Source organism: Pseudalkalibacillus sp. Hm43 (assembly GCF_054170705.1).
This window is the reverse complement of sequence record NZ_CM135129.1, coordinates 3,385,377-3,410,485: the sequence shown is the minus strand read 5'-3', so window position 1 is coordinate 3,410,485 and position 25,109 is coordinate 3,385,377. Positions and strand designations below refer to the sequence as shown.

General features: G+C 38.2%; 29 protein-coding genes and 1 pseudogene. 4 read left to right on the top strand and 26 right to left on the bottom strand.

Annotated elements, in window-relative coordinates:
• Positions 1–111 precede the first annotated feature (111 nt).
• The 3 genes from ACXQIQ_RS17755 to ACXQIQ_RS17745 all read left to right on the top strand — a co-directional run bounded on the left by ACXQIQ_RS17755 (position 112) and on the right by ACXQIQ_RS17745 (position 3,326).
• On the top strand, positions 112–1,464 hold the full coding sequence (locus tag ACXQIQ_RS17755; protein WP_439301056.1) for a cyanophycinase: 1,353 nt from the start codon (positions 112–114) through the stop codon (positions 1,462–1,464).
• 272 nt (positions 1,465–1,736) lie between these two features.
• Positions 1,737–2,696 carry a LacI family DNA-binding transcriptional regulator gene (locus tag ACXQIQ_RS17750; protein WP_439301057.1) on the top strand — a complete coding sequence of 320 codons (960 nt, stop codon included), beginning with the start codon at positions 1,737–1,739 and terminating at the stop codon, positions 2,694–2,696.
• Between the two features lie 51 nt (positions 2,697–2,747).
• The gene (locus tag ACXQIQ_RS17745) at positions 2,748–3,326 is read left to right on the top strand and encodes a hypothetical protein (RefSeq protein WP_439301058.1); all 579 of its coding nucleotides are present in this window, start codon (positions 2,748–2,750) and stop codon (positions 3,324–3,326) included.
• A 20-nt stretch (positions 3,327–3,346) separates the two neighbouring features.
• Here ACXQIQ_RS17745 and ACXQIQ_RS17740 read toward each other — a convergent pair whose 3' ends face one another.
• The 16 genes from ACXQIQ_RS17740 to ACXQIQ_RS17665 all read right to left on the bottom strand — a co-directional run bounded on the left by ACXQIQ_RS17740 (position 3,347) and on the right by ACXQIQ_RS17665 (position 15,599).
• Positions 3,347–3,751 (bottom strand): RDD family protein, encoded by a 405-nt coding sequence (locus ACXQIQ_RS17740; RefSeq protein ID WP_439301059.1) that lies wholly within the window; start codon positions 3,749–3,751, stop codon positions 3,347–3,349.
• A gap of 16 nt (positions 3,752–3,767) precedes the next feature.
• The gene (locus ACXQIQ_RS17735; protein WP_439301060.1) at positions 3,768–5,165 is read right to left on the bottom strand and encodes a M48 family metallopeptidase; all 1,398 of its coding nucleotides are present in this window, start codon (positions 5,163–5,165) and stop codon (positions 3,768–3,770) included.
• A gap of 89 nt (positions 5,166–5,254) precedes the next feature.
• Entirely contained in the window at positions 5,255–5,941 is a 687-nt protein-coding gene (locus ACXQIQ_RS17730; protein WP_439301061.1) for a Type 1 glutamine amidotransferase-like domain-containing protein, read from the bottom strand.
• A 15-nt stretch (positions 5,942–5,956) separates the two neighbouring features.
• The gene (locus ACXQIQ_RS17725) at positions 5,957–6,517 is read right to left on the bottom strand and encodes a GNAT family N-acetyltransferase (protein WP_439301062.1); all 561 of its coding nucleotides are present in this window, start codon (positions 6,515–6,517) and stop codon (positions 5,957–5,959) included.
• A gap of 166 nt (positions 6,518–6,683) precedes the next feature.
• Positions 6,684–6,833 carry a hypothetical protein gene (locus ACXQIQ_RS17720; RefSeq protein WP_439301063.1) on the bottom strand — a complete coding sequence of 50 codons (150 nt, stop codon included), beginning with the start codon at positions 6,831–6,833 and terminating at the stop codon, positions 6,684–6,686.
• Positions 6,834–6,852: 19 nt separating this feature from the next.
• Positions 6,853–7,518: a cyclase family protein gene (locus ACXQIQ_RS17715; RefSeq protein WP_439301064.1), complete on the bottom strand. Its 666-nt coding sequence runs from the start codon at positions 7,516–7,518 to the stop codon at positions 6,853–6,855.
• Between the two features lie 29 nt (positions 7,519–7,547).
• Positions 7,548–8,114: a GNAT family N-acetyltransferase gene (locus ACXQIQ_RS17710; protein ID WP_439301065.1), complete on the bottom strand. Its 567-nt coding sequence runs from the start codon at positions 8,112–8,114 to the stop codon at positions 7,548–7,550.
• 16 nt (positions 8,115–8,130) lie between these two features.
• Positions 8,131–8,661 carry a GNAT family N-acetyltransferase gene (locus ACXQIQ_RS17705; RefSeq protein ID WP_439301066.1) on the bottom strand — a complete coding sequence of 177 codons (531 nt, stop codon included), beginning with the start codon at positions 8,659–8,661 and terminating at the stop codon, positions 8,131–8,133.
• Entirely contained in the window at positions 8,645–9,475 is an 831-nt protein-coding gene (locus ACXQIQ_RS17700; protein ID WP_439301067.1) for a class I SAM-dependent methyltransferase, read from the bottom strand. The genes ACXQIQ_RS17705 and ACXQIQ_RS17700 overlap by 17 nt, the downstream gene beginning before the upstream one ends.
• Before the next feature lie 288 nt (positions 9,476–9,763).
• Positions 9,764–10,654, bottom strand: a complete 891-nt coding sequence (locus tag ACXQIQ_RS17695; RefSeq protein WP_439301068.1) for an alpha/beta hydrolase family protein — start codon at positions 10,652–10,654, stop codon at positions 9,764–9,766.
• Between the two features lie 94 nt (positions 10,655–10,748).
• The gene (locus ACXQIQ_RS17690; RefSeq protein ID WP_439301069.1) at positions 10,749–11,285 is read right to left on the bottom strand and encodes a GNAT family N-acetyltransferase; all 537 of its coding nucleotides are present in this window, start codon (positions 11,283–11,285) and stop codon (positions 10,749–10,751) included.
• A 13-nt stretch (positions 11,286–11,298) separates the two neighbouring features.
• A complete protein-coding gene (locus ACXQIQ_RS17685) occupies positions 11,299–11,712 on the bottom strand; it encodes a nuclear transport factor 2-like protein (protein ID WP_439301070.1) in 414 nt (137 codons plus the stop codon).
• Between the two features lie 21 nt (positions 11,713–11,733).
• Entirely contained in the window at positions 11,734–12,384 is a 651-nt protein-coding gene (locus ACXQIQ_RS17680; protein ID WP_439301071.1) for a uridine kinase family protein, read from the bottom strand.
• 60 nt (positions 12,385–12,444) lie between these two features.
• Entirely contained in the window at positions 12,445–12,906 is a 462-nt protein-coding gene (locus ACXQIQ_RS17675; protein WP_439301072.1) for a hypothetical protein, read from the bottom strand.
• Position 12,907: 1 nt separating this feature from the next.
• On the bottom strand, positions 12,908–13,699 hold the full coding sequence (locus ACXQIQ_RS17670; RefSeq protein WP_439301073.1) for a phosphotransferase: 792 nt from the start codon (positions 13,697–13,699) through the stop codon (positions 12,908–12,910).
• A 94-nt stretch (positions 13,700–13,793) separates the two neighbouring features.
• The gene (locus tag ACXQIQ_RS17665; RefSeq protein WP_439301074.1) at positions 13,794–15,599 is read right to left on the bottom strand and encodes a S9 family peptidase; all 1,806 of its coding nucleotides are present in this window, start codon (positions 15,597–15,599) and stop codon (positions 13,794–13,796) included.
• A 187-nt stretch (positions 15,600–15,786) separates the two neighbouring features.
• On the opposite strand from ACXQIQ_RS17665, the pseudogene ACXQIQ_RS17660 reads away from it, so the two are divergent.
• A pseudogene (locus ACXQIQ_RS17660) lies at positions 15,787–16,679 on the top strand (AraC family transcriptional regulator).
• Positions 16,680–16,737: 58 nt separating this feature from the next.
• On the opposite strand, the gene ACXQIQ_RS17655 reads toward ACXQIQ_RS17660, so the two are convergent.
• The 10 genes from ACXQIQ_RS17655 to ACXQIQ_RS17610 form a co-directional block, all read right to left on the bottom strand.
• Positions 16,738–17,136: a hypothetical protein gene (locus tag ACXQIQ_RS17655; RefSeq protein WP_439301075.1), complete on the bottom strand. Its 399-nt coding sequence runs from the start codon at positions 17,134–17,136 to the stop codon at positions 16,738–16,740.
• 30 nt (positions 17,137–17,166) lie between these two features.
• The gene (locus ACXQIQ_RS17650) at positions 17,167–18,138 is read right to left on the bottom strand and encodes a quinone oxidoreductase family protein (protein WP_439301076.1); all 972 of its coding nucleotides are present in this window, start codon (positions 18,136–18,138) and stop codon (positions 17,167–17,169) included.
• Between the two features lie 45 nt (positions 18,139–18,183).
• Positions 18,184–18,834 carry a hypothetical protein gene (locus tag ACXQIQ_RS17645; RefSeq protein WP_439301077.1) on the bottom strand — a complete coding sequence of 217 codons (651 nt, stop codon included), beginning with the start codon at positions 18,832–18,834 and terminating at the stop codon, positions 18,184–18,186.
• Positions 18,835–19,059: 225 nt separating this feature from the next.
• Positions 19,060–19,647 (bottom strand): YdeI/OmpD-associated family protein, encoded by a 588-nt coding sequence (locus ACXQIQ_RS17640; protein ID WP_439301078.1) that lies wholly within the window; start codon positions 19,645–19,647, stop codon positions 19,060–19,062.
• Between the two features lie 90 nt (positions 19,648–19,737).
• A complete protein-coding gene (locus tag ACXQIQ_RS17635) occupies positions 19,738–20,307 on the bottom strand; it encodes a DUF4256 domain-containing protein (protein ID WP_439301079.1) in 570 nt (189 codons plus the stop codon).
• 277 nt (positions 20,308–20,584) lie between these two features.
• Positions 20,585–21,049 carry a GNAT family N-acetyltransferase gene (locus ACXQIQ_RS17630; RefSeq protein ID WP_439301080.1) on the bottom strand — a complete coding sequence of 155 codons (465 nt, stop codon included), beginning with the start codon at positions 21,047–21,049 and terminating at the stop codon, positions 20,585–20,587.
• A gap of 53 nt (positions 21,050–21,102) precedes the next feature.
• Positions 21,103–21,669, bottom strand: coding sequence for a GNAT family N-acetyltransferase (locus ACXQIQ_RS17625; RefSeq protein ID WP_439301081.1), 567 nt, complete (start codon positions 21,667–21,669; stop codon positions 21,103–21,105).
• Between the two features lie 422 nt (positions 21,670–22,091).
• Positions 22,092–22,718 (bottom strand): type 1 glutamine amidotransferase family protein, encoded by a 627-nt coding sequence (locus ACXQIQ_RS17620; protein ID WP_439301082.1) that lies wholly within the window; start codon positions 22,716–22,718, stop codon positions 22,092–22,094.
• Between the two features lie 74 nt (positions 22,719–22,792).
• Positions 22,793–23,755 carry a helix-turn-helix transcriptional regulator gene (locus ACXQIQ_RS17615; protein WP_439301083.1) on the bottom strand — a complete coding sequence of 321 codons (963 nt, stop codon included), beginning with the start codon at positions 23,753–23,755 and terminating at the stop codon, positions 22,793–22,795.
• Between the two features lie 221 nt (positions 23,756–23,976).
• Positions 23,977–25,104 (bottom strand): hypothetical protein, encoded by a 1,128-nt coding sequence (locus ACXQIQ_RS17610; protein ID WP_439301084.1) that lies wholly within the window; start codon positions 25,102–25,104, stop codon positions 23,977–23,979.
• Between the last annotated feature and the right edge of the window lie 5 nt (positions 25,105–25,109).

Sequence of the window (25,109 nt, the reverse complement as noted above, 5' to 3'; positions counted from 1 at the left end):
CACTTAAATGACAAGCCGTCAATAGATTCTTACTCTACTAACTATCAGAAAATTGGAACAAAACTTGCATGTTATTAACAAGAAGAATTCAAAAAAGAAGGAGAGATGGTCTTGAATAGTCACAAGAAACTGGTTAGTAGTTTAGTAGTCGCTTTGCTTTTGTGTGCCGCAATCATTTTGCCACTCATGTTTCAAGATGGTGTACAAGTAAGTGCAGGAACAACTAATGAGAAAGGATCCCTTGTCATTGTTGGTGGCGCATTGTCACCGGATAACACTGAGGTATATTCAGCGTTCATTCAAAAAGCACAAGAACATCAAAACGAAGACATGTCCAAAATTAAAATCGGTATTCTTCCCACTGCAAGCTCCAGTCCGATTCAAAGTGCGACGTCTTATAAAAAGGACTTCATTCACTATGGTGTCGCTGAACAAAACATTGATATCATCCCTATTGCCGTTCGAGACGATTCTTCAACGGAAGAAGATGAATCCACATGGAAAGACAATGCAAATGACCCTGAACTTGCTCGCCAGATGCAACAATACGATGCCATATGGTTTGTGGGCGGGGACCAGCTCCGTTATACCGACACACTTTTAACTGAGAAGAAGGAAGACACTCCTGTGTTAACCGCTATCCGAAACCTGTATCAAGATGGGGCTGTGCTTGGAGGCACAAGTGCTGGTGCTGCCATAATGAGTGATCCAATGATTGGAGCTGGGACAAGCCTAGGTGCTCTGAACGAAGGTGCTACCAAGAGAGATAATTATGATGATTCTGATGACAACAGGGTCTTCTTGACGAAAGGTCTAGGATTTTTCGAGCTTGGGATGGTCGATCAACATTTCCTGGAGCGAGGACGATTTGGACGTATAATCGTGGGAGCCTGGGAAGCGGGTAAAGCTTATGGCTTCGGAATCGAAGAAAACAGTGCGATGATCGTCGATAATCGAAAGAAAACCATTCAGGTTGTTGGCGAAAGCGGACTTATTATCATAGACTTGGCTGACGCAAAGAAAGGTTCAAAATATCCAGCACAAATGCAAGATGTGAAACTCAGTTACATTGAAAAAGGTGATCAATACCATTGGGATACAAAAACTTTTGACATCATTAAGGGAAAATCCCTCATTGAAAACCCGTACTATCCGCCAAACTCAACCAACACAGGGATTTTTGAAGCAGATGCCTTAAAACAAGTGATGACCTACGATCTTGTTGACAACGAAGCAACCGAAGCGGATGCTCTCGGTTTTGAGATGATAAATGAAAATCGAGGTGAAGGATTCAAGCTAACATTCCGTGAAGCATCTGAAACATCCGGTTATTGGGGCAAGATCAATGGCGAAGAGTCTTATGCTGCACTCAATGTTATGCTGGATATAAACCCTATGAAGATTAAACTAAAGGTAAAAGAAGCTCGCTCGAAGGATCTTGTTCCTTTTGGATCGGATCGTTAATTTCCATACAGATAGGGGCTCATAATGATGAGCCCCTATCTTTTTTACTATAAACATCAAACAAGTAACGATATTCATCGTCTGTGTGAAACGTATGATCTGGTTTGTCATACTCAAAGACCGCCAACGACGAACATGCTAGAATAATGGTACACAGGATCAACAAATATAGGATAGCCAAAGTAATCTCCTCCTCATTATCGCGTTTTCAAGGTAAGCTTAATGTATGAAACGCGTTTCAGAGCAAGGAGAAACTGAAAAAGGGTGATCAAATGCCAAATATTCGTGATATCGCCAAGCTTGCTGGTGTTTCCGTAACCACAGTGTCGAGAGTCCTCAACAATCAACCATACGTAAGTGAACAGAAAAAGCAAGCCGTTATGAGTGCCATTCAACAACATAATTATCAAAAAAACATTAACGCTGTTCACCTTAGTAAAGGGAAAACGTTCTTAGTCGGTGTTGTCATCCCCTTCTCCAACCATCCCTATTTTGGATCTCTTGTGGAAGGAATTGCGGCAGAAGCGCTGAAAAACAATTATAAGCTTGTCCTTTTCCAATCGGATTATGACGTGGAGCGGGAAATGGAAGCCCTCGACATGTTGAAACACAAACAGATCGATGCGTTGATCATCTGTTCAAGAATATCGGGTTGGGACGTCATTGAGCGTTACACAAGCTACGGGAAAATCGTGGTTTGTGAGGATGCCCGACAGAAAGAAGTATCTGCGACCTATGTTGATCATTATGCCAGTTTCACAAAAGCGTTGGACTATTTACATAAACAAGGACACCGTGAGATTGGTTATTGCATCGGAAGAAGATCCGGCACAAACAGTCTCCAAAGAGAATCAGCTTACAGGGATTTTCTCAAACGAATAAAAGAATCTTACCGAAATGATTTTGTGTTCGATGAATGTTATAAAGTTGAGGATGGTGAACGAGTCGTTTCTTCACTTGTAAAAATGGAGAATCCTCCAACCGCTCTCTTGATTACGAGCGATCAAGTAGCTGCAGGAGTCGTTACCTGCTGTAAAGAACAGGGAATCTCCATTCCAGAGGACTTAGCGATTATCGGATTCGATAATCAACCGATCGCCAAGCTGATGAATATTACTACGATTGACCTTCCTCTTGTAAAAGTTGGTCAACAATTGTTTGACCAAGCCATGACGGAGCAAGTCGCCCACATCGAAGTTCCGACAACGCTAATTGAACGCGAAACGGTATAATGTGAAACCCTCAAATTTTAGCGTACGTCTATGAGATAAAGGGGGATGAATATGAAAACTTTTTGGAGTTTACTATTCATATGTTTCATTACATTGGTTTCTCCATATGCAATCGGTCAGGCTACAAGTTGGGTGGAGTTGAAACCAGAAGTAGTTGTTGAACGAGCAGATGTGGTCGTCAAAGGGACATATGATTTTTCTTCAAAGCCTAAGACAAGCACCTTCATTTTTGGTGGATACGAGTTTAACATCAATGAAATTTATAAAGGAGAGACCACAAACCCTGAAATAGTGGGCATTGATGCAGCTGATGTCGGTTGGGCAGAAGATTTTCAGAATGACGGTGGTGAATTCCTTCTGCTTTTAGAAAAAGTGGAAACAGCTGATTTCCTTGTACCTGTTGCTGGACCAAACGGGATGATTCAAGTTAAAAACGGTCAAGTTGAGGAATTTAATCAAGAAAGAAACGTATTTTTTCAGGAATACATCAATTCTAAACCTGTTGTAAAATCAACAACTACTTCTACAGTAAACCAATCCCACAATGCTAATTGGTTTTACATAAGTCTTATCGTTGTACTCATTATTTCAGCATATCTACTAATAAGAAAAAAACGGACGCAATCTTAGCGTCCGTTTTCCATTGTTTCTTAAGGTTTTTGATGGGTTACATATGTGCCTGCGATAAAGTCATGGATGGATCTTTTGTCTTCTCTTAAACCGATCATGAAAGCACTGACGATGAAGCCTATTCCAAGCGTAATAGTGTATACAAGAGTGGCAACAACTGTACGCATCAACATCGTACCAATCCCTACCTTATCTCCATTCACTTTCGCAATACGTATTCCTAAGATCCTTTTTCCAATCGTGTACCCCGTCCATACGACTGGGAGAATCAAGCCATATAGGAAGCTTGTAATGGAAGTAAACGCGTTTTCTTCCATCGTTCCGAAAATCATGTAGCTGATTAAGCCGAGTGGTATTCCAACAATAAATGCATCTAAAATAAGTGCTAATAATCTTCTCCAAAATCCTGCTGGTTCTGAAATCATGTGTTCTCTCCCCTTTTTAGTTTTGACTTGCTTGTTTCAACAATTCTGCTATTTCTCGATTTCCGAATTGGATGGCATGCATAAGTGCTGTCTGATTGTCCATATCGACCATTTCAAGGTCTGCCCCATTATCAATCAACAATTGAACCGTCTCGATGTTGTCACTGAAGACCGCATAAAAAATCGGTGTCATCCCACCAAAATCCTGGTAATTCAAATCCGCTCCAGCCTCGACTAATCGCTCCACGGTTTCTGTACTTGCGTATTCTGCAGCAATCATGAGTGGGGTCATACCTGAATAATCTTCATAATTCGAATCTGCTCCAGCTTCCAATAACAACTGGACCATTTCATCGTTTCCATCTTGCACAGCCCAGTGCAAAGGTGTGAATCCTTGAGAATCTTCAACATGAAGGTCCTCACCAATTTCAATCAAAGCGACTACTTCATCACGATCCCCTTTTACAACCGCATTAATCATTGGTGGCGGTTCATCCATAAAAGCGAAACTCTCTTCTGCATCCGCTAACATATCTTGAAATGAAAAGCGTTCGATGAGTGAATAGGCTCCAAAGACCACCGCACCAAATACAAGGACTGCTCCAGCTCCGAGTACCCAAGCCTTGCCTACTGATTTCTTTTCTACGGCAAAACCTCTATCCTCAGCAAAAAACAGTTCGATTTCACGAATTCGTTTTGGAAGTGGTGGATGTGTGGATAAAATTTCACTGAGCCACACGAAGAACCCTTTCTCTTGATCAACTTGTTGTAGATAAGCTTGGCGATCCACATGTTTGAACAGCGATTTACCGATTGCAAAAATCGTTAGACCATTGGCTCCCGCTTCTGGTTTTTCAGTGTAATAGGCAGCATACCGATCACAAGTATATTCACAAGCGCGTAAATACAGTTCAGCTAGGCCCGGAATCCACATTGCCGGTAATAGAACTAATAATTTGGATAAATGCTTTCGCTTAATATGGGCTAACTCATGAGCAATGACGAAATCCAGCTCGTCATCTGCTTCCCTTTCGATCAGCTCGAAAATTTCTGAATAGAGGACGACCATGTTTTTACCAAAAAAACGGGTCGCAAATGCATTGAGCATCCCTGAAGATTCCATGACATAGACATCCGGTACATAGGGGATATCCATTTTTGCACACAATTCTTTCGTGCGTTCATACACTTGAGGAAATTGATGTTCACTGAGCTTCACAGCATTCATACGAATGTTTCCAATCATCAACGCTGTAACGAATAAAGACATACACGCGATAAAGAGCGCAATGAAAATCCCAATGATTGAAATGGATAATAGAATGTATGTAATCATGCTGATGGTTAAGACCAACCAGAAATATTTTTTCTCATTCTTATGTACCAACTCGTTGGCAGCTATGTTTTGATTCATTCTGTTCTCCCCCCTTCCTTTTGTCAATTGTTGTAAGCCAAGATAAATTATACAACTAAAATAACAAAAGGGGGAGAAAAATTTTTTACTCAAATTATGGTAGATGATGAGGTGATGTCTTTATACAGTCGTCTTTTGGATTCACTTTCAAAAAAATAAGCAGGTTCGTTTCCTATAAGCTTCATTCGTAAATTATTAATATATAACGCTGTTCCATTCGGTATAGCTACAATAGGTCTATCAATCTGCCGGAGAGAGTCTTTTATCTCATGATCGGCTTCCTCCGTGTAATGGCACCAGATCAGCTTACCTTTGAATAGTTCTAATCCCGTGTATGCATTAGGATTAGGCTGAGGATCATCACCCACATAGAGATGTGCAATCGTTTCACAGAGAATCAATGCACCAGCACTTTGCCCGTATATGATTCCTCCACCTTCAAAATATTGCGTTACGACTTTTGAAAAACCGGTCGCCTTGAATGCCTCTAAGAGTCTTAACGGATCTCCACCACTCATATAAACACCTGAATACTGTTTTAAATCATCAAGTGTCTTTCCTTCAAAATCTGTCCACATCTCAATCTCTTTAACGCCAAGTGGATTGAACATGCTTTTTACATAATCAAGGCACTCTTCATATGGTCTGAATGAGGGATCTCCAGCAATGGGTATGTAAAGGATAGAAGGGCTCGCGTTCAATTGTTCAACAAAATGTTTGTTAATCGGCGCTGACTGTACTGCATTCCCTCCACCTGAAAGTAACAATTTGCCCATGATAACCTCCCTCTGTCAGTTGATTCTGGAATAGATACATGTGTCAGTTAAGCGCTCTCCATCTACGGACACATCATCATTTCGCATGATTCCTTCCAGAGTGTAGCCCAATCTCTCTGGAATGGACCGGCTCTTCTTATTTTCCGATTCACATTGAATTTCCACTCTTCTCATACCCAAGTCTTCAAGAGCAAAGTCTGTCAGCCTGCCGACCGCTTCAACCATATACCCCTGACCACTGAACCGAGTATCAATCCAGTAACCGATTTCAAGCTTCGGGACTTCCCAATCAATCTCATGGAAACCTGTACTTCCAATGAACTCTTTCGTTCCCTTATGAAAAATAAGGTATCGCAAGCTGGTACGCTTTACAAAGTTCGCATGTGCTTCTCTAATGTTAAGCTCTGTATCCTCAACAGTCGGTACTGTCTGTACAAACGGCAGCCATGGCTTCAGTTCCTTTAAAGATGCTAGGATGGCAGCATTCACTGCTGTACCATCTCCACACTTAGGCATACGCAGAATTAATCTTTCAGTCTCTAAAGTCGTTTCAATTTCTCTTAAAATCGGATTCATGGTGCTCCCCCTTTTTACTGAAAAGACTCTCGCCTACTAAACGAGAGTCAGTCAAATAAATTAATAGATATGTTATCATTATTTTCCAGTATGTCAATGTTACTTAATAGATTTATACCTTCTTACCGAATCGACTATGTTTTTCAAATAACCCCCACCACTTTCATCAATTTTGCTTCTTGCCATTCAATTCTTTTAGTAAGGCGATGATTTCTTCATTTTGTTCAATTTGTTTATCGGTGTTCATTTTGACAAACTTGATCCACCGGACAGCAAATACTAGAACAATAATGGTGAGTATAGTCCAGATTTCCAATGTCACCCCTCCAACTCAATTAATCTGTTATTTCTGCAAAAGCTCGAACTGGAAACGTACCGAAGTCTTTAATTTTCGGTGGGACAGCATAAAAGAGAAAATCTTTCCGTTTCAGTTCATTCAGATTACACAGATGTTCCACAATCAAGATCTCTGCACCAAGTAAAATGGTATGTGCAGGACGAGTATTACCGGATGTGTCATCAATATTAACGGAGTCAATCCCAACCAGTGTTACCCCGCTTTCCTTCAGGACATGTGCGGCTTGTTCAGTTATGTAGGGATGGTTTTCAAAGTATTGGTCGGTGTTCCAATGTTGGTCCCAGCCTGTCTGAATGAGTACAGCTTTACCCGCAAGATCAAGCCCTTTAAAATAGGTTTCATCAATTTCTCTAACCGTCTCCTCAATATGTATGATGATACCTTCTAAGCCAGCGAATTTATCTACGACAACTTCACTCAAATCTTTACCATCGTCATATCGGTGAAAAGGTACATCTACATAGGTTCCTGTGTTCGAAACCATTTCAATCTTACCGATCTGAAATTCAGTTCCATCTTCATACATGTCTTTTGATTCTTCTCTACTTAGATAGTCACATATGATAGGCGCAGGGAGCCCTTTGTACGTTATCATTCCATCCTCAATCGTATGGCTCAGGTCTATGAATGTTTTTTTCCCCACTCTTCTATCCCTCCCTTTTATCCAATCCCTTAACCCATGTTGTGGGGTTCCCATTCTCTTCTTAACAATGAAAAAGAATAATGGTCGTAATACTGGCCCCGGAATAGATGTTTCTCTCTGTATATTCCTTCATTTTTAAAGCCAAGTGATTTCAAAAGCTGGATAGAAGCTTCATTCTCTATAGCGGTAAAGGCATTGATGCGGTTCAGGTTCATATTACGGAACCCACTTTCAATCGCCTGCTTCAAAGCTTCCTTCATGTATCCTTGCCTCCAATACTCATGCCCTAAATCGTATCCGATTTCAGCTATATGATTGGTTCGATCCCACAAATGAAAACCACAAGTTCCAATGGAGTTTCCGTCTTCTTTCTTTACTAGAATCCATCGATTATACCCTTTAGCTGAGGAGTCATGGTAGGAATTCACGAGTTCCTGAGCCTCTTCTTTATTTGCTATCGGTTCTTCATCATATAAGTATTTACAAACCATCTCATTACTGAAATGCCGATAAATAAAATCCGTATCCTCCTCATTTATCCCTCTCAACCTTAAACGGTCCGTTTCTAAATCTGGAAAAACATGATGTTGATTCATATAATAATCTCCCATTTCATTGATTTGTGATGTACTTCTCCATCCGTATATCTGTCCACATTTTATTTTGGTAATAGGTAAAATCGGGAATCCGCCCAATCTCTTTGTATCCTAATTTCCGATACAATTTTTGCGCTTGATGATTGAATTCAAAAACCCCCAGTTCAATCCGGTGGAGTCCTTGATGTTTAATTTGTTCCTCCAAGTACTGCATAGCGTGATGCCCTACACCTTTTCCCCTAGCTTCCTGCTCACCTATTGTAATACCAACCCAGGCAGTTCCGGGTTCCTTGATAAACAAGTGTTCTGGGTCTACCATGTAATTCATTTCTCCAATTAACTGATGGTCAAGATAAATCAAATAGATATGTAAGTGCTCTAATCGTTGTTGTAAATCCTCAATTGTAAGTTCCCGCTGAAGCTCTAGTTCAGCCTGACTAGGGTTAGGTCGTGTAAACGGAATTAAAGCAAGATCATTTTCCCATCGGTTGTATGCTTCCACTATCTCTGGAGTAGGTGCTGTCAGTTTGCTAAATTGAAGATTCATAGGATGCTCCTTCCTCTCTTTTGGTTGCTACCAATGTAAAAACACCAGGTAATCGATCCTCAATCTTTTCGGGTGAACCAGGTGGAAATGCCCACTTGATCCCTTGTTCTTCATCTAGTGATTTGATCACCAAGCCAGTATCAACAAGAGCAGTCACAATTTCACCTAAGGTCCACCTCCGGATTTTATTTTGCTTCAAGGTGGTCCTCTGGTTTTCTGATAGCAGTTTACTAAAAGCGACGTCGACCTCTACAAGCTCTTCAGAGAAGTAGTTTCCAGTCGCTACACAAGTACCACCCTCAAAGTTTAACATCTTAGAGACAAAAGGATGATAGTCTCGCAAAATGAAGGTTCCACCAGGTGTAAGTAAGCTTTGTATCAACCTGAATAACGGTTTTAAGTCTACAAAGTAATGCAAAACCCCTAGTTCTAAAATTACATAATCAAAGTAGCCCAGCTTGTGTTCTTGTGGTATGTCTAGAACATCTGAAACAATGTATTGGATATCAACATTGGCAGCCTGAGCTAATTCAGTAGCATACTTTGCATTGTCCTCTGAAATATCGACAACCGTTACATCCGCTCCTAATAGTGCAAAAGCTACCGCTTTATTTCCCTTTGATCCCAGGAGGTTTATAATTCTCGATCCTTCAACATTCACCATGTAATTGAGATAATGAGAAACAACCTTTTTCGGTTTTTTCATTAATTCTTCTGCGTACACACCCGGAGTACCGTGCCGATTCACCCATGCCTGGTAAGCAGCCTGGCTCCAACCAGCTTTATTAATGCTACTTAATGTGTTTTGATCCATTAATCCCTCTCACACCTTATTAAAAATCTCTTCAACTTGTATTCTCTAGTGGTATAACAATCCCTCTTCATGTATATAAAAGAAACGGATCCAAGGGTGACAAAGCTTATTTCTCACTTGTATCATTTATAGCTTTTTCTAAACGGTTCAACTTACCTTTAATATGGGATAATTCTTTAAAAATTTTCTTTGTATTTCGGTAAGAGTCAATTGAAACTGTAATTGTCAATACGAGAATAATGAGAAGTAATATGTTTTGCATAGTCCACCTCTGTCAGGAATTGTTTCTTAATTCTTTAAGTGGTGATTAAACCATTTCTCAATCTCAATTGATGATTCCTTGAAATGACTTGAAATGGAATGATCGGCATCAGGGTATTCTACAAATCTGTAATCCTTGTTATTCTTCTTAAGTTCTTTTGTAAGTGTACGAGCTTGTTCAACTGGTACTTGTTCATCTTTCGCACCGTGTACAATGAGTATCGGTACATTAATTTCATCCGCCCAATAGACCGAAGAACGCTTTTCATATTCAGCTTTTTCTTCTTTAGGTGTGCCTACTAACTCTTCTAGCACACTCTTCATTTTTTCTCCTCTTTTATTGTATAAATCGAACAAATTACTTGTACCGCTTATTACCGCTGCTGCATCGATGTCCATATCATTTTTTATAGCAAGATAGGTCATCATTCCGCCACGAGAAATACCAAGCATTACTTTTTTGTTGGAATCAACATACGGAAGTTCTTCTGCTACTTTCTGGAGATTAAGAACATCATTTATATCGGATCCTCCAAACTCTTCTTCTCCTTCTCCTCCATCATTTCCTCTGTATTGGGAAGCAAGTACTACATAACCTTTTTCTGCCCAAAAAGCTAAATAGTTAGATAGAATTTTCTCTTCAAGCTTGTCGTATTCTTTGTTTCCACCTCGATTGAAAATCAATAAAGGTAACTTGCCATCTATTTTCTTAGGTTTTACTATAAAACCTGCAACTTCAAAATCATCACTTAAATACGTAATTCTTTTTGCTTCAACATTTTTAGAATAAGGAGTATCAAAAAGTATATAATCTTCCTGATTCACAATCACTGGGTGTTTTGTTTTTTCCGGATTTGAGCAACTACTCAGTATCAATAAGCTTAGACATATGTATAACACGTAGCTTGTAAAACGCATATTCCCCTCCAGAAGCTGTTTGTACTAATTAATACGGATATGGATTCTAAAAGTTTCCACAAAAAGAGCTGAAGAGTTACATCTTCAGCTAATCCTATTTCACAATCGAATACAGCTTTAAGTCCCGGTGGGTTCCTTTCACCAGCATGGCTTTTCTTACCGTTCCCTCATAGGTCATTCCCAACTTCTTCATAACCCGTTCTGAACCGTCGTTTTCTAAAAAGCATCTTGCCTGAATGCGAACGAGATCCAACTTTTCAAATCCGAATGAGATGACAGCGTTAGCCGCTTCTGTAATCAAGCCTTGTCCCCAATAGTCTTGTGAGAGGACATAACCGATTTCTGCACTATGATTAGCTTCATCCCACCAAACAAAATGGACGGTCCCGATGAATGCTCCACTTTCCTTATGTTCTATTCCCCAAGGAACAACATATTTAGGAAGGAATGTCTTGATAAATTGCTTGGATTCTGACAAATTGGTATGCCTCTCCCATGCCACTAGTCTCGTTACGTCGTCATTTGACGCATAATGATGGAGATCTTCCGTATCCTCGAGAGTTATTTCTCTTAGTATGAGACGGTCTGTATTCAACGAAGGAAAATCACTAAATTTCTCTTTCCACTTCATGCGTACACCTCAGTTATTTCAGTTCTATATTATATGACGTTAATACTTTAATCTTCGAATTCTTCCCTGCACTGGTGAATTGATAGATATCACAAAATGAGATTTCCTTTGAGTTGTCTAGAATGAGAGAGCCGTTCACTGCACCTTCTCTACCATGCGTAATAATGCTTTTTATCTCTATCTGAAGCACCTGACGATCTTTGTTCATTTTACATAGCTGATTATAGCAATTCTCTCTCCCATTTATCTTATTCTCTCCAACAATCTCCCACGTGAAGCCATCAGAGATATAGTCGCTTAAAGAATCAAGATCTCTCTTCGCAAAAGCGATGGTAATCTCTTTGATTAGCTTTCCTTTTGGAGAGTTACCACAACTATCAGGGCATATGACGCTGAACTCATGTGGGTCAAGACTTGTATGATCCATCTTCATCAACCTCCCATGTATTCAAGAAAACTGTACAGCAGATTTTTCGATTTGATATTCATTGTTTGAGTTTCTAACGATCACATCGAAGTTCTTTTGATACGGCTGCATGAACAACTCATATTGAATCCTTCGCTCTTCGTGAGATTGTTTTAAGTAGTCGAGATTTAAGCCTCTTTCCTTAATATCACGATCCGTTCTTCTTAGAAATTCCGTTTCGCCATCTGTATAAAAGAATATTTTGATATCTATTAGATCAGGATTAACAAAAGCGACACTAATCCCTTCAATGACCGTCACACGATTCTTAGATGACATCAAAGTGCTTTCTGAATAAGAAGTCCCAATTGAATAGAGATCCAGACCACCCTTAATCATTATGATATCTCTTTCTAGCGCCACTACATTATGGGCAGCGGGATGACAAGCTGTCATTTTAAAATGATGTTTCTTGTTTTCATACTCATAATCAATTTTGGCGTACTTTCTAAGATTAGAGCCAATGATATAAGGGTCGGTGTTCAGGTGATTGACTTCATCTTGGCCTAGAACCTTTACAAGTTGATTGGCAAACGTTGTCTTTCCAGAGGCACCATGACCGGATATGCCAATGATAAGTCTCTTTTTGCTGGTGTTAACCTGTCTTGCAATCTGATGTATAAGTTCTTCCACTTGAGTCCCTCCATAAATAAAAAAGGGCAAATGCTCATGCCCCAGTTATTTTGTATATTGCTAATCTAACCTTGTACGTGTTGCTTCCTCCCAATCCTCTATAGTACCTGAATGTACTTCTGCAAATGATCGCCCATCCATCGTATTAGCTATACCATTTTGAGGCATTACGGTCAGTTCAGTAGAATATCCGCCAATTAATTTATGTTGGCTTTTCATCACATACAAGGATTTCAGGCCATGTTCAAAGCTATATCCTATAAAAGCTTCAACCGTAATTTCCTTGTCGATATATTCACGTATTTCATCTTTCTGCAAACTCCAGATGTAATTATAGGGTTCGTTAAACAGTGTCACTCTATCTAATGTGTAACGATGGTTATCTCCGTTTGACCAAACCACATAATAATCATGATCTTCTACATAACTTCTCGCTTCCTCGCTACTGTTAACGAATATCAAAATTACATAAGTGGTGATTAGGAAGAGAATAACGGAAAAAATTCTAATCTTATTTTTCATGTTAGAAGAACTCATACAATCCTTCATCAAAGTACGCTAGTTCTTCATTTGTAATCTTATATCGCTTATATCCTTCGTAAAAAGATTGGATGTACTCAGTATGATCCGTGAATTTCCGAATGGCGAGCGCCTCATCGAATCTAGGATCTCCCACTGTCATTCCAGCTACATCAATGAACTTGTGTACTTTGCCATCCGTGACAAGTACATTGTCTATCGTACAGTCCCCATGTATCATTGTTTGTTGTACAGGTGTAGGTTTGTTCAATACCAAGTGTTCTAACAGCTGTTTCGTCCCATCTGTATTTCCTTGCCCCACATAAAATTCAGCAATACGAAGTTGCTCATTCAGCCAATTCTTATCGTGCTGAAGGGATTGAATCGGGGAGCTCTCGTGAAAATGATGAAGAAATTCACCAAAGCTCGTAATTAAAGAGCATTGTTCTTCTAAAGTGGCTGATGTTGCTAAAGCTTTTCTTAAGGTAATCCCCTTCTCATAGGACATGATTAAGTGACTTCGATCTTCTTCATCAATAAAGCCATGAAATTTTGGAACGGGGATATTTTCATGAAGGAGCTTTTTTAGTACTTGAGCTTCTGTCTTCAACCAGATTCGATATCTTTCTTCGGTAGAGGTTTTAAGTATGTATTTACTTTCATTTGTAAAAAGTTGCCTTACAGTTGAGGTCCATCCTTGTTCGGCTGGTATATGTATTTTCGTGATTTCACCTATGCTCTCTTCAATTTTTTCTATTAACTGTTGCTCTAACTCATCGACTACGTTCACTTTCATCCTCCCTCACCTAAAACATCAATGGTCGCTATTATTAGATATTAAACAAAAAGAGGCGTAATCCTTTTATCGGATTTACGCCCCTACAGTTGTATTAGGATTTTACTGTTGCATTAATCTTTTGGTCGAAGAATTCTAGAATCCTTCTATATACCTTCATTTCATTTTCTTTCTTGGAGAATCCATGTCCTTCGTCTTCTAGAAGCATGTACTCGACTTCTGTGCCATTTTCTTTCAGCGCGTCAACAATCTGGTCAGATTCTGCCTTCACGACCCGCGGATCATTTGCACCTTGGATAACGAGCATCGGTTTATTCATTTCTTGCAGATAGGTAATTGGGGAGTCTTCCGTCAATTTCTCTTTATCCTCAACCGGGTCACCGACGAACTTGGCAATCGCAGGTTTCCAATGGTCCGGCACACTGTCAATGAAAGAAAACAGGTTACAAGGGCCGAAGATATCTACGACCGCCTGGTATAACTCTGCATGACGACCGTGAAGGAGCAATGCCATATAACCGCCATAGCTTCCACCCATCAAAAAGACTTTATCTGGATCTACGTAATCATTTTCGATTAACCACTCGATACCCTTTACGTTATCAAGCCGCGGCCCATACCCCCAATCCCGCTCTACCATTTTCATGAATTTCAATCCATAACCGGTCGATCCTCTGAAATTAGGAGCAAAAATGGAATACCCGCGATGCAGCAAGAATTGATACAAGGACCAGAACCTCTTCCGGTCTGCGGACTGTGGTCCTCCATGTGGGAAATGGATAACATGACCGTTTGAATTGTCTTCATGCGCACGATAGAACAATCCTTCAATTTCAAGTCCGTCATAGGATTTATATCGGATTACTTCAGGTTCAATCAACAATTCTTCTGAAACACCTGGGACTTGATTGTTCGTCAACTTTTCCCATTGACTTTCATTAAGCTTCTGGCAATATACATTTGTCGGTCTTTTTGAACCATCGCCAAGCAAGTAAAGATTCCCTTTTGAGGAAATCGCGAGTTTGTTGATGAGATGAACAGGGATGTCCTTTTGTTCGTAGGTTTCTTTACTCAAGTCATACACATAGAGCCGGTCTTCAACCCCACTCGAGCTGACGATGTATAATCGGTTATTCTCTTTATCCGCCTTTACAGTCGTTAAGTCCTCCTGCTCGAGTTCTAACACTTTGGAGAATTCCTTCGTATGTAAATTAAACTTCGCCAAATAAGAAAAATCAGATCCAAAGTTTGTCGTAAAGTAAAGAATGTCATCGGTGAAAAAGACGGCTTCCATAATCATGAATTCTTCTTCACTTGGCGGTGTTAAAGATACATCCTCTCCATTCATTCTTACAAAAGCGAGCGTATGAGAGTTTGTATAATGCTTTGAGTAAACGATTTTTTTTTCATCTTCACTTACTGCCATGATATCAATGGCTGCATCCGTTCCCTCAATCAGGGTGGTAACCTCTTCTGTTTCTAAGTTGTAGCGGTACAAGTTAAGGTACGTTGGATTGCCTTTCGAAGATGTGTAGTATAACCGCTTACCATCTTCTGAAAGACTGCCGAAATAGTGTTTTACACCTTTCTCTTCACGTAATGGAAGCAATGCTCCTCCTTGTGGTTGAAGCGCATATAGCTGGATGTCTTCATCTCCATCAAAGTCAAAGCCAGCAACTATGAAGTCACCCTTCTGATCATAATGAAGCGCATGACACTTTTGATTGGAGAATGTTAGTGGATATGGGTACTTATTAGGAAGGTCCATCCCCCATAGATTGAAATGCCCATTAATGTTCGTACTGATGACTAGCTGCTCTTCATCCGGGCTTATGACAAAATCGTTGATGGTTAATGTCTGAAAGAATTGTTCTACATCTGGTTTCGGAAAATTCAACATGTACAGCCTCCTTGAAAACTCATATTCTTGGTACTTTTCGACAAAAGGTAATATTTACCTCTTTTTTATTTTTCCTATCTTAACCTTGTTGGCTGTCTCTATTTTTCAACGTAAAATGAAGATAGCAATAAAGGTTAAGAACAAAATTTCAGGGATTGGTATTGTGGATATAGGCAGGTGAATGGATATGGATTATGTGGTATGTATACAGCGTACGCTCGATTACATCGAAGAAAACCTTCAAGAACCGATTACACTTGAGGAGTTGGCTTCAATCGCTTGTTTTTCTCCGTTCCATTATCATCGGGTTTTCCAAGCCATGGTTGGGGAGCCTGTGATGGTTTACGTGAGAAGGAGAAAGCTGACGTTTGCAGCAGAACGACTTTATTTTTCAGATGATAAAGTGATTGATATTGCCCTTGATGTGGGCTTTCAATATCACGAATCGTTCAACCGTGCGTTTAAAAAGTACTTTGCCGTGACACCGAGGCAATACCGTAACGCCACTAGCCTTTCTGGTCCATTACGTGCCAAAGCCTGCTTAAATCCTAAACTCATATCAGGAGGTAACACAATGGAACCGAAATTTGTTACAAAACCGGCTTTTCACATCATTGGCTACGAACTGAAAACAAAGAATCAAGATGGGCAGAACAACAAAGACATCCCAGCATTCTGGCAACAGTATATTCAAAATCAATTAGGCTCAAACATCCCGGACCCGCTTCACAAAAATGTCGAGCTTGGCATTTGTACCGACTTTTCCCCTGAAACAGGTGAGTTCGTCTATATCATAGGAATGGAAGTAGCAGAAGGAACTCAAGCCCCTAATGGTATGGTGTACAGAAGTTTCCCGGAGATGGAATACGCCGTGTTCACAACACCGAAAGCAAATGAGGAATCGTTCCCCTCTTCCATTCAATCCACCTGGAATTATGTATTTACCGAATGGTTCCCACAATCCGGATATGAACATGGAGGGACATTTGATATGGAGCGTATGATGAAAGATGTCACGGATCAGAAAACATACAGATGGACATCTACATTCCTGTGAAAAAACAGACCGTGAAAACATGACTACCGCAGGAAAAAAGCCCTATTTCTTCATTGAAATGGGGCTTTTCCCTTTTTGTAATCATTGAGCCTCTTCATATTCTACTCTTTCAAATACATAGAAAGCTCCAACGATTTCTTCTATCTGTACAACTACATAGGAATTTTCATGTTCGGAAGCTTGGTCTGTTTGTAAAATAGTAATTGCAGTGTCTTTGCTGGATTGTTCCACTTGATTAACCTTAACCACGCTCTTTCCATTTCCTGAGGATATCACAACGACTTTTTTATCATCCGCGGAATCGAATATTTTGTAGCCCTGATACTCTTTTTTATTTGTTTGTAATTCTTTTATGTAACCTGAGACAGTTGGTAGATCCTTGATCTCTTCTTCTTCAAGTACCGAGTAATCAGGGGATTGTGAGCAGCTGGTTAAAATAATCGTTAAACACATCAGGCAAAATAGTATCAATCTTTTCACTTGTAGGGTCCTTCTTTCATATACTTGGAATTATTTATCTATTTTCAACAGAACTTTACCTTCATAATCTCTGCTCTCAATTAATTGATGAGCTTGGGAAGCTTCTTCTAAACTGAATATCTGTGATATTTGGAGGTCCACCTTATTAGAAGCAAACAACTGTATGACTTTTTCTGCAGCAGGAGCAAGTCGTTCTGGATGATGTTTTCTAGTCGTACCCAAACTGAATCCCTTAATGTTTCTACAGCTGCTATGTACATCGTTCGTACTTAAAGATCCCGATTTGCCACTGCTGTTCCCGAACTGAACAAGTGTCCCATAAAGGGCTAAGCAATCCAGACTTGATCTCGACACATCACCTGCAACCGAATCAAAGACAACATTCGCACCTTGATTATTCGTTTCATTTAAGACACCATCCACGAATGTATCGTAAGTATAGACTGAATCAGCCCCTAATCTCTTCACATATGGCTCTTTATCAAGGTTTCCAACTGTTCCTATAATATTTCTGACACCCGCTAGTTTGGCTAGTTGAATAAGCATGGATCCAACCCCTCCACCTGCGCTATGTATGACAATCGTATCTGTCTTTTGTACTTGTCCAATCTCATGTAAAAGAGTATAAGATAATATAGATACGGTTGGCATTGTAGCCGCTCGTTCCATGGAAAGATGATCAGGAATTTCAAAAACGAGTTGTTCGTTCGCAGCAACATATTCTGCGTAAGAACCGTTTTTAGGAAAAGCGATGACGCGAGATCCTTTTGTAAACCTCGAATTTGAAGACACTTCTTCTATTGTCCCAGCAACATCCAGACCCAATATGAAAGGGAAACTACCATTCCCTTTGTTTCCTTTTCGCTTTTTGATATCCGCGTAGTTCACACTTGTATAGGAAGTTCGAATTAATACTTCACCTTCTTTAATTTTTGGTCTTTCAACTTCAGAGAACTGCAGTACGTTCGCATCCCCATACTCTTGTTGAATTACAGCTTTCATATCTGATACACCTGCTTTTTTAATATTGGAAAGTTTAGTCATTACTTAATACTGTCTACTTCTTAATTTAGTTCCCACAGGATCTTCTTCATCCAGTGAATCATTTGATAAGTATACAACTGAATCTAACCTGGTTTGGTTACCTTTATTGAAAGTGATGTTCCATGAATAATTGCCTACCTTTACACAGTCTGTTGTTTTCTGAAGTTTGTTCAGGTCCAAAAGTCTACCAATTAATTCAGGGTCATTTTGAAAAGGTAAGCGAATGGTCATGTTTTCTATGAAAGTATGTTTTTCTTCACTTACGACTTCTTTTCGTTTCTGAAGTTCAATTTTAAATTTCCAAGGAGTCGTAACAAATGTTCTCCGTTCTCCCTCATTAACTGTCCACTTTAATTGTGTTGCGTTGTCTATAATCTGTTTGTACTCCGTATCACTTACTAGAACACCGATGTGATCGAACATATCCCTTTTCCCTTGACCAAATGTGATATTGGTTTGACCTTTTACCATTTCAATAATTCTAAACTGAATGCCTTTGTCTCTGAAGTCTTCCCACGTTAACGGTGGATTGAATTGTTGAAACTCTCCATTATATCTGCCGACTCTTAAAGTAGTTTCAAAACCCAACCGTTCATAGAATTTTTCCATCTCTTCCGGTCGTTCTGTCCACCAATGGTAATGAAATAACTGCATTCAACCAGCCTCCTTGATCCTAGTTAAGTCTATAACTCTATCTTTAGAATACAAGTAAAAACATAGGATGGCTTCCGATATAGGATGGAAAATAGCTACAACTTTTGATGTAGAAGGAGTATCTACGACTCAATGTATTCCACAATAAAAGACGGGAACCCTTTTGACTGCCCGTCTTCTGTACTGGATTAATTCTACTAATTGTCTTACTTAATACAGTCACTATCAGTCATGCATACCTTTTCCATCAAGGATATGCTGTACATATTTTTCAATCCTTGACTCCCGGGTTTTCGATTGTTTTGCTTTAGAAAAATAGAGTGTATACGCTCTTTGCCGTCCAGGCGTTAATGCTTCAAAGGCATTTTGTAAGTCGGGTACTTCACGGAATTTATTTTGGAGTTCTTCAGGAATTTCAATCTCTGTTTTCTTTTCTACTTCCAAACCAGCTTTTTCAACTTCAATAGCTTCCAGAATATAGTCTTTTAGAATGTCTTCCATTTCAACTATTTCTTGGACATTCGTAAACCGTATCTGACGCGCTGACTGTACATTCTCTGTCTGTTGAATTAGTACTCCATGTGGATCCTTTAACAAAGCCCCTTTATGAAACAGAAGTGCGCAATATTCTTTGAATCCATGGATTAATACAATGTTCTTTCCTTCTAACGTATAACATGGATGCATCCACTTAAAATCCTCGGTCAGTCCGAAATCAAGAACAATCTTTCTTAACAACTCGAATTCTTCTTTCCACTTAGTGTCCTTCCTTAAGAATCCGTCAACCTTACGATTCATCTGACTTTCTGTCATCCAATGAACACTCCTTCTTTTTTGTATGTCTTATTTTCCTTCATACTCAATTGGATGTGTATTTCTTCTTGGAAGAATATTGATACAAGATTAGACCTTTAGGGATCCACGAAATCCTCTGGCAGCATAGTAGGATTCTGCACCATTGTGATAAACGAAGACATGACCGAATCGACTATCACAAAAAAGCGCACCACCTAATTCTCTAATATCATGAGGGGTTTGCACCCAACTCGAGGATTTCAAATCGAAATTGCCAAGCTCCTGCAATCCTCTGTACTGTTCTTCAGTAAGGAGTTCTATTCCCAATTGTGCGGCCATATCGATGGCGTTGTTTTCAGGTTTATGTTTTTTTCTTGATTCAAGTGCTTCACGGTCGTAACAAACACTTCTCCGCCCTTTAGGACTTTCCGCTGAACAATCATAAAAAATGTAGGTGTCGTTCTCTTGATCATAATCAACTACATCGGGTTCTCCACCGGTTCTTTCCATTTCATTAAGCGACCATAGTTTTTCTTTATTTGAACTCAATTTTCCTTCTACTTTGGACCATTCCAGACCTTCATGTCGATTCATATTGTTTTCAAATCGTTCTTTTAACACGCCAAGTAATTCTTCACTTTGTTCTAGGGACAACTCTGTTTTATTTTTCACAGTCATAACCGTTCCTCCTTTAATGCTCCGCTTATCAGTTATCCTATATTTCAAGTTAAAGGTGTGAAATTCCTTTATGGGATTAAAAAACATATAACGCTTTACGTAACAGGTTCTTTTATGAGGTAACAGAATGCAAGATCACATACTAAATAACAAGGTACATAAAATTCATGTACGGATTCACAATAAAATTCACAACAAAAAAGCTTGGAGGATCTCCTCCAAGCTCTTTTCTTTCTAAAAGTTACTCCATTAAAGCCCCCTTTTCTTGAATAAAGACTTATAAGTCCTTTTCTAAACAATAGTGTGGTTTTCCTTCAAGAATTACTTCTTTAAACTTTTTGAAACCTAGTTTAGTCCAAAACATTAAACCTTTCTCATTCTCCTTATGTACTGCCAAACGTAAACTTTTCTTTTCTTCTAGTCTAATTATATTTTCTAAATGTCGAAATGCTTCAAGAGAGTTTCCAGAACCTTGAAACTGCTTATGAATTACAAACAAACTTATCCAAGGTGTATTATCAGTGGGATTTTCTATGCAGTAATCGACTAAACCAATGTACTTTTCAGACTTCTTGATTAATAATCTAGTGGTATTTAGCTTTTTTGATTCTTCAAACTCAGAATTTATATCTTTAAAACTAATAGTTTTTTTATTCTTGGACAGAAGGTTATAGGAAGAATTTGAATTCATAATTTCTAACTCAATTTTCCACTTGTTTATTTCGTTCTTTTCAAAAATCATCACTATTATCACCTTTCTACTTCCAGTGTCATTAATCTCTCCTTATCTTTCATTTAAGCAAGCTCTCCTGATTGTTTAAAAAACCAACTCTTATAATCAATTTTTAAGAGCCCATACACATCAACGTCTTCATATTTATTTTGTAAAAGTCTATTTTGTTTTAATCTTCCTTCTTTTTGAAAGCCAGCTTTTACTAAAACAACGCTTGAAGCTTTGTTCCTAGAAATAGCTGAGGCCCATACTTTGTTTAAATCCAATTGATTAAATCCAAATTCAATAATCCTATTTACAGCTTCTGTTGCAAACCCGTTCCCCCAATAATCTCTACCAATCCAATAACCAAGTTCACCCTTATTATTATTCTTATCAACTCTTAAAGTGATCGTTCCAATTATTTCATTTTCTTTCTTGTTTACTATTTTTAGAGGGTACTCGAGTCCCTTTTGAATCTGTTCTGGTTGAATAGCAATCCACTCCTCAGCATGTTCTAGCTCATAAGGAAAAGGAAGATCCAGAATAGTAGCTAATTCTATGTTATTTGCTAACTCCTTAATTCTGCTTGAATCTACTATACTAAATGGCTGCATTGTTAATCGTTCTGTTTCTAACTTCAAAGACATATTAAAGTACCTCTTCTCAACGACATTTCCCAATGGGTTGTTTGATGCGATTTAGACCCAATTATTTCAAAACAATCATGATAAGGCAATCCTTATTAGTAAAAAGAAGAGAGCTAACCTTTATTAATGATTAGCCCCCTTTAACGGAAGATTTGATATCAAGATATTTCAATCGCTGTTTATTAACAATCATTCTTCCTTAACTGCATACGATTGATTTCTAATTACTATCAAGCGAGGGGACGGTTCTTATGCTTCATGTTGGAAGCGTTCGAACCGTCCCCTCGCTTCCAATCTAATACCAATTATTTCAAATAGATGACTGTAATACAATCTTTTAAATGAAATAAGGGAACGTATATCTTCAATCATTAGAGACACGAGTGATTCAAGATATACGTCACAATGTGTCACTTCATTTATTAATTAGAATTCATCAACTGGAAGAAATATTCAGGTTCATTCGTTTTATTTAGGTTATACCATGAATGTAATGTATTTGGTGTAAATACATCTATTTTTTTAAGTACCTCCATGGCAAATTCCAGCGGAGCTATTCCTGATGCGGTAACTAAATTCTCATCAGATATGGCAGACTCGAAATCATAAAATTTTTCTCCTTTATAGTTAGGACTTACCATTTTGGTATATTCTAAGTCATTACTTGTGTGCCTTCTAGTATCTAAGTATCCCCTATTCGCGAGGGCCTCAATGGCGCCACAAATTGCAGCAACAATCGTGCCATTCTTTAAAGCCTGGCCGATTTTTTCCAAGATAGGCTGATGAATGTCTTCACTCCAAGTAGTCCCTCCTGGTAAAATTAAAAGATCTTTACGCTCAAGTGTAATTTCATCAAAGGACATATCTGGTTTTATGCTCAGCCCTCCCATCGTCGTAATCATTTCTTTATTAGCTCCTACTGTCATTACTTTTAAAGGTGCTAAATCTTTTTTGAAATACCTTCCTGAGTTTAATTCAGCAATTAAATATCCATATTCCCAGTCTGACATAGTATTAAATACATATAAAAAAACCTTTTTTGTTTGCATCCAATAACACTCCAATCACATTTGATATAGCCAGTATAATAAAACTTCCCTGACATTTAGCGTCAGGGAAGTGATTATACTTCATGAAATTTTATTAATTCCGACAGAACTTCAACAAGGCGTTTCTTTAGACTGATTGGCTCAATCACTTTAATAGATTGATTGTACGGTAAAAGTAAATAAGGTACATATGTATGGATTATATCTTTTTCAAGAAGAAAAACGGCTCGATTTGAAGTCCTTTCTTGTAAATAATGTCCTAAAAACCAATGTTGACAAATATCATTCAATACACTTTTATCCCCACTAATAACGAAAGAAATCCCCCCTTCCTTATCTTCTATAGCTGGAAGAAGATTTCTTGTAAAAAAGTCACGTGCTGAGAAATTTTTGGGCCGGTTAAACTTATTTTCGGTTAGCATTAGACTTTCAATGCGATCTACTCTAAAACTACGGATATCATTTCTAAAATGACAAAATCCAATCACATACCACTTATTATTCCAATAAATCATTCTATACGGATCGACTAATCTATCATCTAACTGTTTTTCGCCACTTTTATGGTAAACAAATTTTATTGAGTACCCGTCAGCTACGGTCTGCTCCAACTCCTTCAAAAGTTGTTCCATAGAAAGTGAACATGATCGACTGATCACTTCAAGACTCGTTAAATGTTGGTTTATCTTTGTTTTCTGCTCTTTATTTGAGAAGTTATTTAGTTTTGAAAGGGCTCTATTTAGTGCCTCACCACCATAATATCCGGCTTCTTCTGCAAATACAGCAGCGTGAAATAGTGAAGTTTGCTCCTCAAAATCAAAAAAAAGAGGAGCTTCAATAAAATTGTTCAATAAAGTGTATCCACCATTATGTCCTGGTTCTGAAATGATAGGTACTCCACTCGTTGAAATCGTATCAATATAACGATACACAGTCCTTATATTCATCTCTAACTTTTCTGAAATCTGTTGTGCAGTAATTTTTTCACCTGAACGAAGCATCCATAGAATCGCTAACATATTGTCAATTTTAGGCATATAACTCTACCTCTAAATGAATTTCATTTTCTATCATACTTTTCCTATTTTTGGTATAACCCATCAACTGTTCCTTTCCAATAGCTTTCTAAATAATAAGGGCCATCTCTGAACTGAGTCTTCCACAAACCCGTCTCTTGTTTCTTTATTTTATTATGTCTAACTACATCGTCACACTCTTTTTTAAGTTTTCGTGGTTTTTGATAGGATAAAGAAACCATTCACCAATCCATATTTGCTGCACGATCAATTATTTCAAATTCAAATTCTAAGAAAGACTCAAGGTTTTCCTCTGATTTTATAGCATCTTTAAGACGTTTAATATATTCATCGTCATATCTAATGTCTAGTCCGCTTTCTAAAATAGTTAATGGTAGTTTCCAATTTGACTCAAATAAAAAGCTTTCATACTCGTTTATTATTTTACATATCTCATGAAAGTGAATATCATTGATCTGTAGTAGAGAGTAAATCCCACTACTACTTTCTGGAGGCTGAACAGGTATTATTCCCACCCCCTCAATATGTGGAAAGAACGAACCGTTTTTCTTTTCAAATCCTCCATGAGCATATTTATTTCGTAATTCCTTCAAATATTTTAATTTATTAAACCAACTCATATATACTGGATTATCTTGTGGATTAAAAATACGATTATATTTATATGTCCAATTAGCTGAAAGTAAATCAGTAACTTTTTCTATGCTTTTATTAAATTCTTTAAAAGGTAGTAATAGTATTAAAATATGTTCATGAAAGCTAAAATAAGCGTCTAGCATTGATTGGGTATTAAAGATGACTTCCTTTTGTTTTTCTATGTCACGTAGCCTTTTTACACGATCATGATTAATAGGATTTAGATCCTTTGCTTTTTCTCTAAAATATAAATATCTTTGCCTTAATAAACCAGAACGATTTTCTAAAGTAAAATTACCATGGTTAATTGCTTCCTCAACTACTGAATTAAGTAATAAATTGGTTATTCTAATTGCACTATTAACTTTTTTAAACAAATCACCGATTATTTTCTCATCTTGTGTATTAATGGATAATATAAGCCCCATTTTTTCATATGAAAAAACACAATAATAATTTTTAAATCGAAAAGAGATGTCGTATAAAGTTTTATCCCTATCTTTATAGCTGTAATTAAATTCCTTTAACCTGCAAAAAATAATAAAAATCATATAAGGTTCTACATAATCAACAATAAGATCCTTAACCATATATGAACACAAGTTTCCATCGAAATTCTCTTCCAATGATGCTTCTGTTATATCGGCTATACATTTATTAAAGTTCTCCCATAATCCTGGACTCTCCATCATCACCTTGTTTTTAATTGACATTTCTA

Coding starts and splice junctions, on each gene's coding strand:
- ACXQIQ_RS17750 (WP_439301057.1), top strand. CDS start 1,737: ATGCCAAATATTCGTGATATCGCCAAGCTTGCTGGTGTTTCCGTAACC.
- ACXQIQ_RS17745 (WP_439301058.1), top strand. CDS start 2,748: ATGAAAACTTTTTGGAGTTTACTATTCATATGTTTCATTACATTGGTT.
- ACXQIQ_RS17740 (WP_439301059.1), bottom strand. CDS start 3,751: ATGATTTCAGAACCAGCAGGATTTTGGAGAAGATTATTAGCACTTATT.
- ACXQIQ_RS17735 (WP_439301060.1), bottom strand. CDS start 5,165: ATGAATCAAAACATAGCTGCCAACGAGTTGGTACATAAGAATGAGAAA.
- ACXQIQ_RS17730 (WP_439301061.1), bottom strand. CDS start 5,941: ATGGGCAAATTGTTACTTTCAGGTGGAGGGAATGCAGTACAGTCAGCG.
- ACXQIQ_RS17725 (WP_439301062.1), bottom strand. CDS start 6,517: ATGAATCCGATTTTAAGAGAAATTGAAACGACTTTAGAGACTGAAAGA.
- ACXQIQ_RS17710 (WP_439301065.1), bottom strand. CDS start 8,114: ATGAATCAACATCATGTTTTTCCAGATTTAGAAACGGACCGTTTAAGG.
- ACXQIQ_RS17705 (WP_439301066.1), bottom strand. CDS start 8,661: ATGAATCTTCAATTTAGCAAACTGACAGCACCTACTCCAGAGATAGTG.
- ACXQIQ_RS17700 (WP_439301067.1), bottom strand. CDS start 9,475: ATGGATCAAAACACATTAAGTAGCATTAATAAAGCTGGTTGGAGCCAG.
- ACXQIQ_RS17695 (WP_439301068.1), bottom strand. CDS start 10,654: ATGCGTTTTACAAGCTACGTGTTATACATATGTCTAAGCTTATTGATA.
- ACXQIQ_RS17690 (WP_439301069.1), bottom strand. CDS start 11,285: ATGAAGTGGAAAGAGAAATTTAGTGATTTTCCTTCGTTGAATACAGAC.
- ACXQIQ_RS17685 (WP_439301070.1), bottom strand. CDS start 11,712: ATGGATCATACAAGTCTTGACCCACATGAGTTCAGCGTCATATGCCCT.
- ACXQIQ_RS17675 (WP_439301072.1), bottom strand. CDS start 12,906: ATGAAAAATAAGATTAGAATTTTTTCCGTTATTCTCTTCCTAATCACC.
- ACXQIQ_RS17670 (WP_439301073.1), bottom strand. CDS start 13,699: ATGAAAGTGAACGTAGTCGATGAGTTAGAGCAACAGTTAATAGAAAAA.
- ACXQIQ_RS17665 (WP_439301074.1), bottom strand. CDS start 15,599: ATGTTGAATTTTCCGAAACCAGATGTAGAACAATTCTTTCAGACATTA.
- ACXQIQ_RS17650 (WP_439301076.1), bottom strand. CDS start 18,138: ATGAAAGCTGTAATTCAACAAGAGTATGGGGATGCGAACGTACTGCAG.
- ACXQIQ_RS17645 (WP_439301077.1), bottom strand. CDS start 18,834: ATGCAGTTATTTCATTACCATTGGTGGACAGAACGACCGGAAGAGATG.
- ACXQIQ_RS17640 (WP_439301078.1), bottom strand. CDS start 19,647: ATGACAGAAAGTCAGATGAATCGTAAGGTTGACGGATTCTTAAGGAAG.
- ACXQIQ_RS17635 (WP_439301079.1), bottom strand. CDS start 20,307: ATGACTGTGAAAAATAAAACAGAGTTGTCCCTAGAACAAAGTGAAGAA.
- ACXQIQ_RS17630 (WP_439301080.1), bottom strand. CDS start 21,049: ATGATTTTTGAAAAGAACGAAATAAACAAGTGGAAAATTGAGTTAGAA.
- ACXQIQ_RS17625 (WP_439301081.1), bottom strand. CDS start 21,669: ATGTCTTTGAAGTTAGAAACAGAACGATTAACAATGCAGCCATTTAGT.
- ACXQIQ_RS17620 (WP_439301082.1), bottom strand. CDS start 22,718: ATGCAAACAAAAAAGGTTTTTTTATATGTATTTAATACTATGTCAGAC.
- ACXQIQ_RS17615 (WP_439301083.1), bottom strand. CDS start 23,755: ATGCCTAAAATTGACAATATGTTAGCGATTCTATGGATGCTTCGTTCA.
- ACXQIQ_RS17610 (WP_439301084.1), bottom strand. CDS start 25,104: ATGTCAATTAAAAACAAGGTGATGATGGAGAGTCCAGGATTATGGGAG.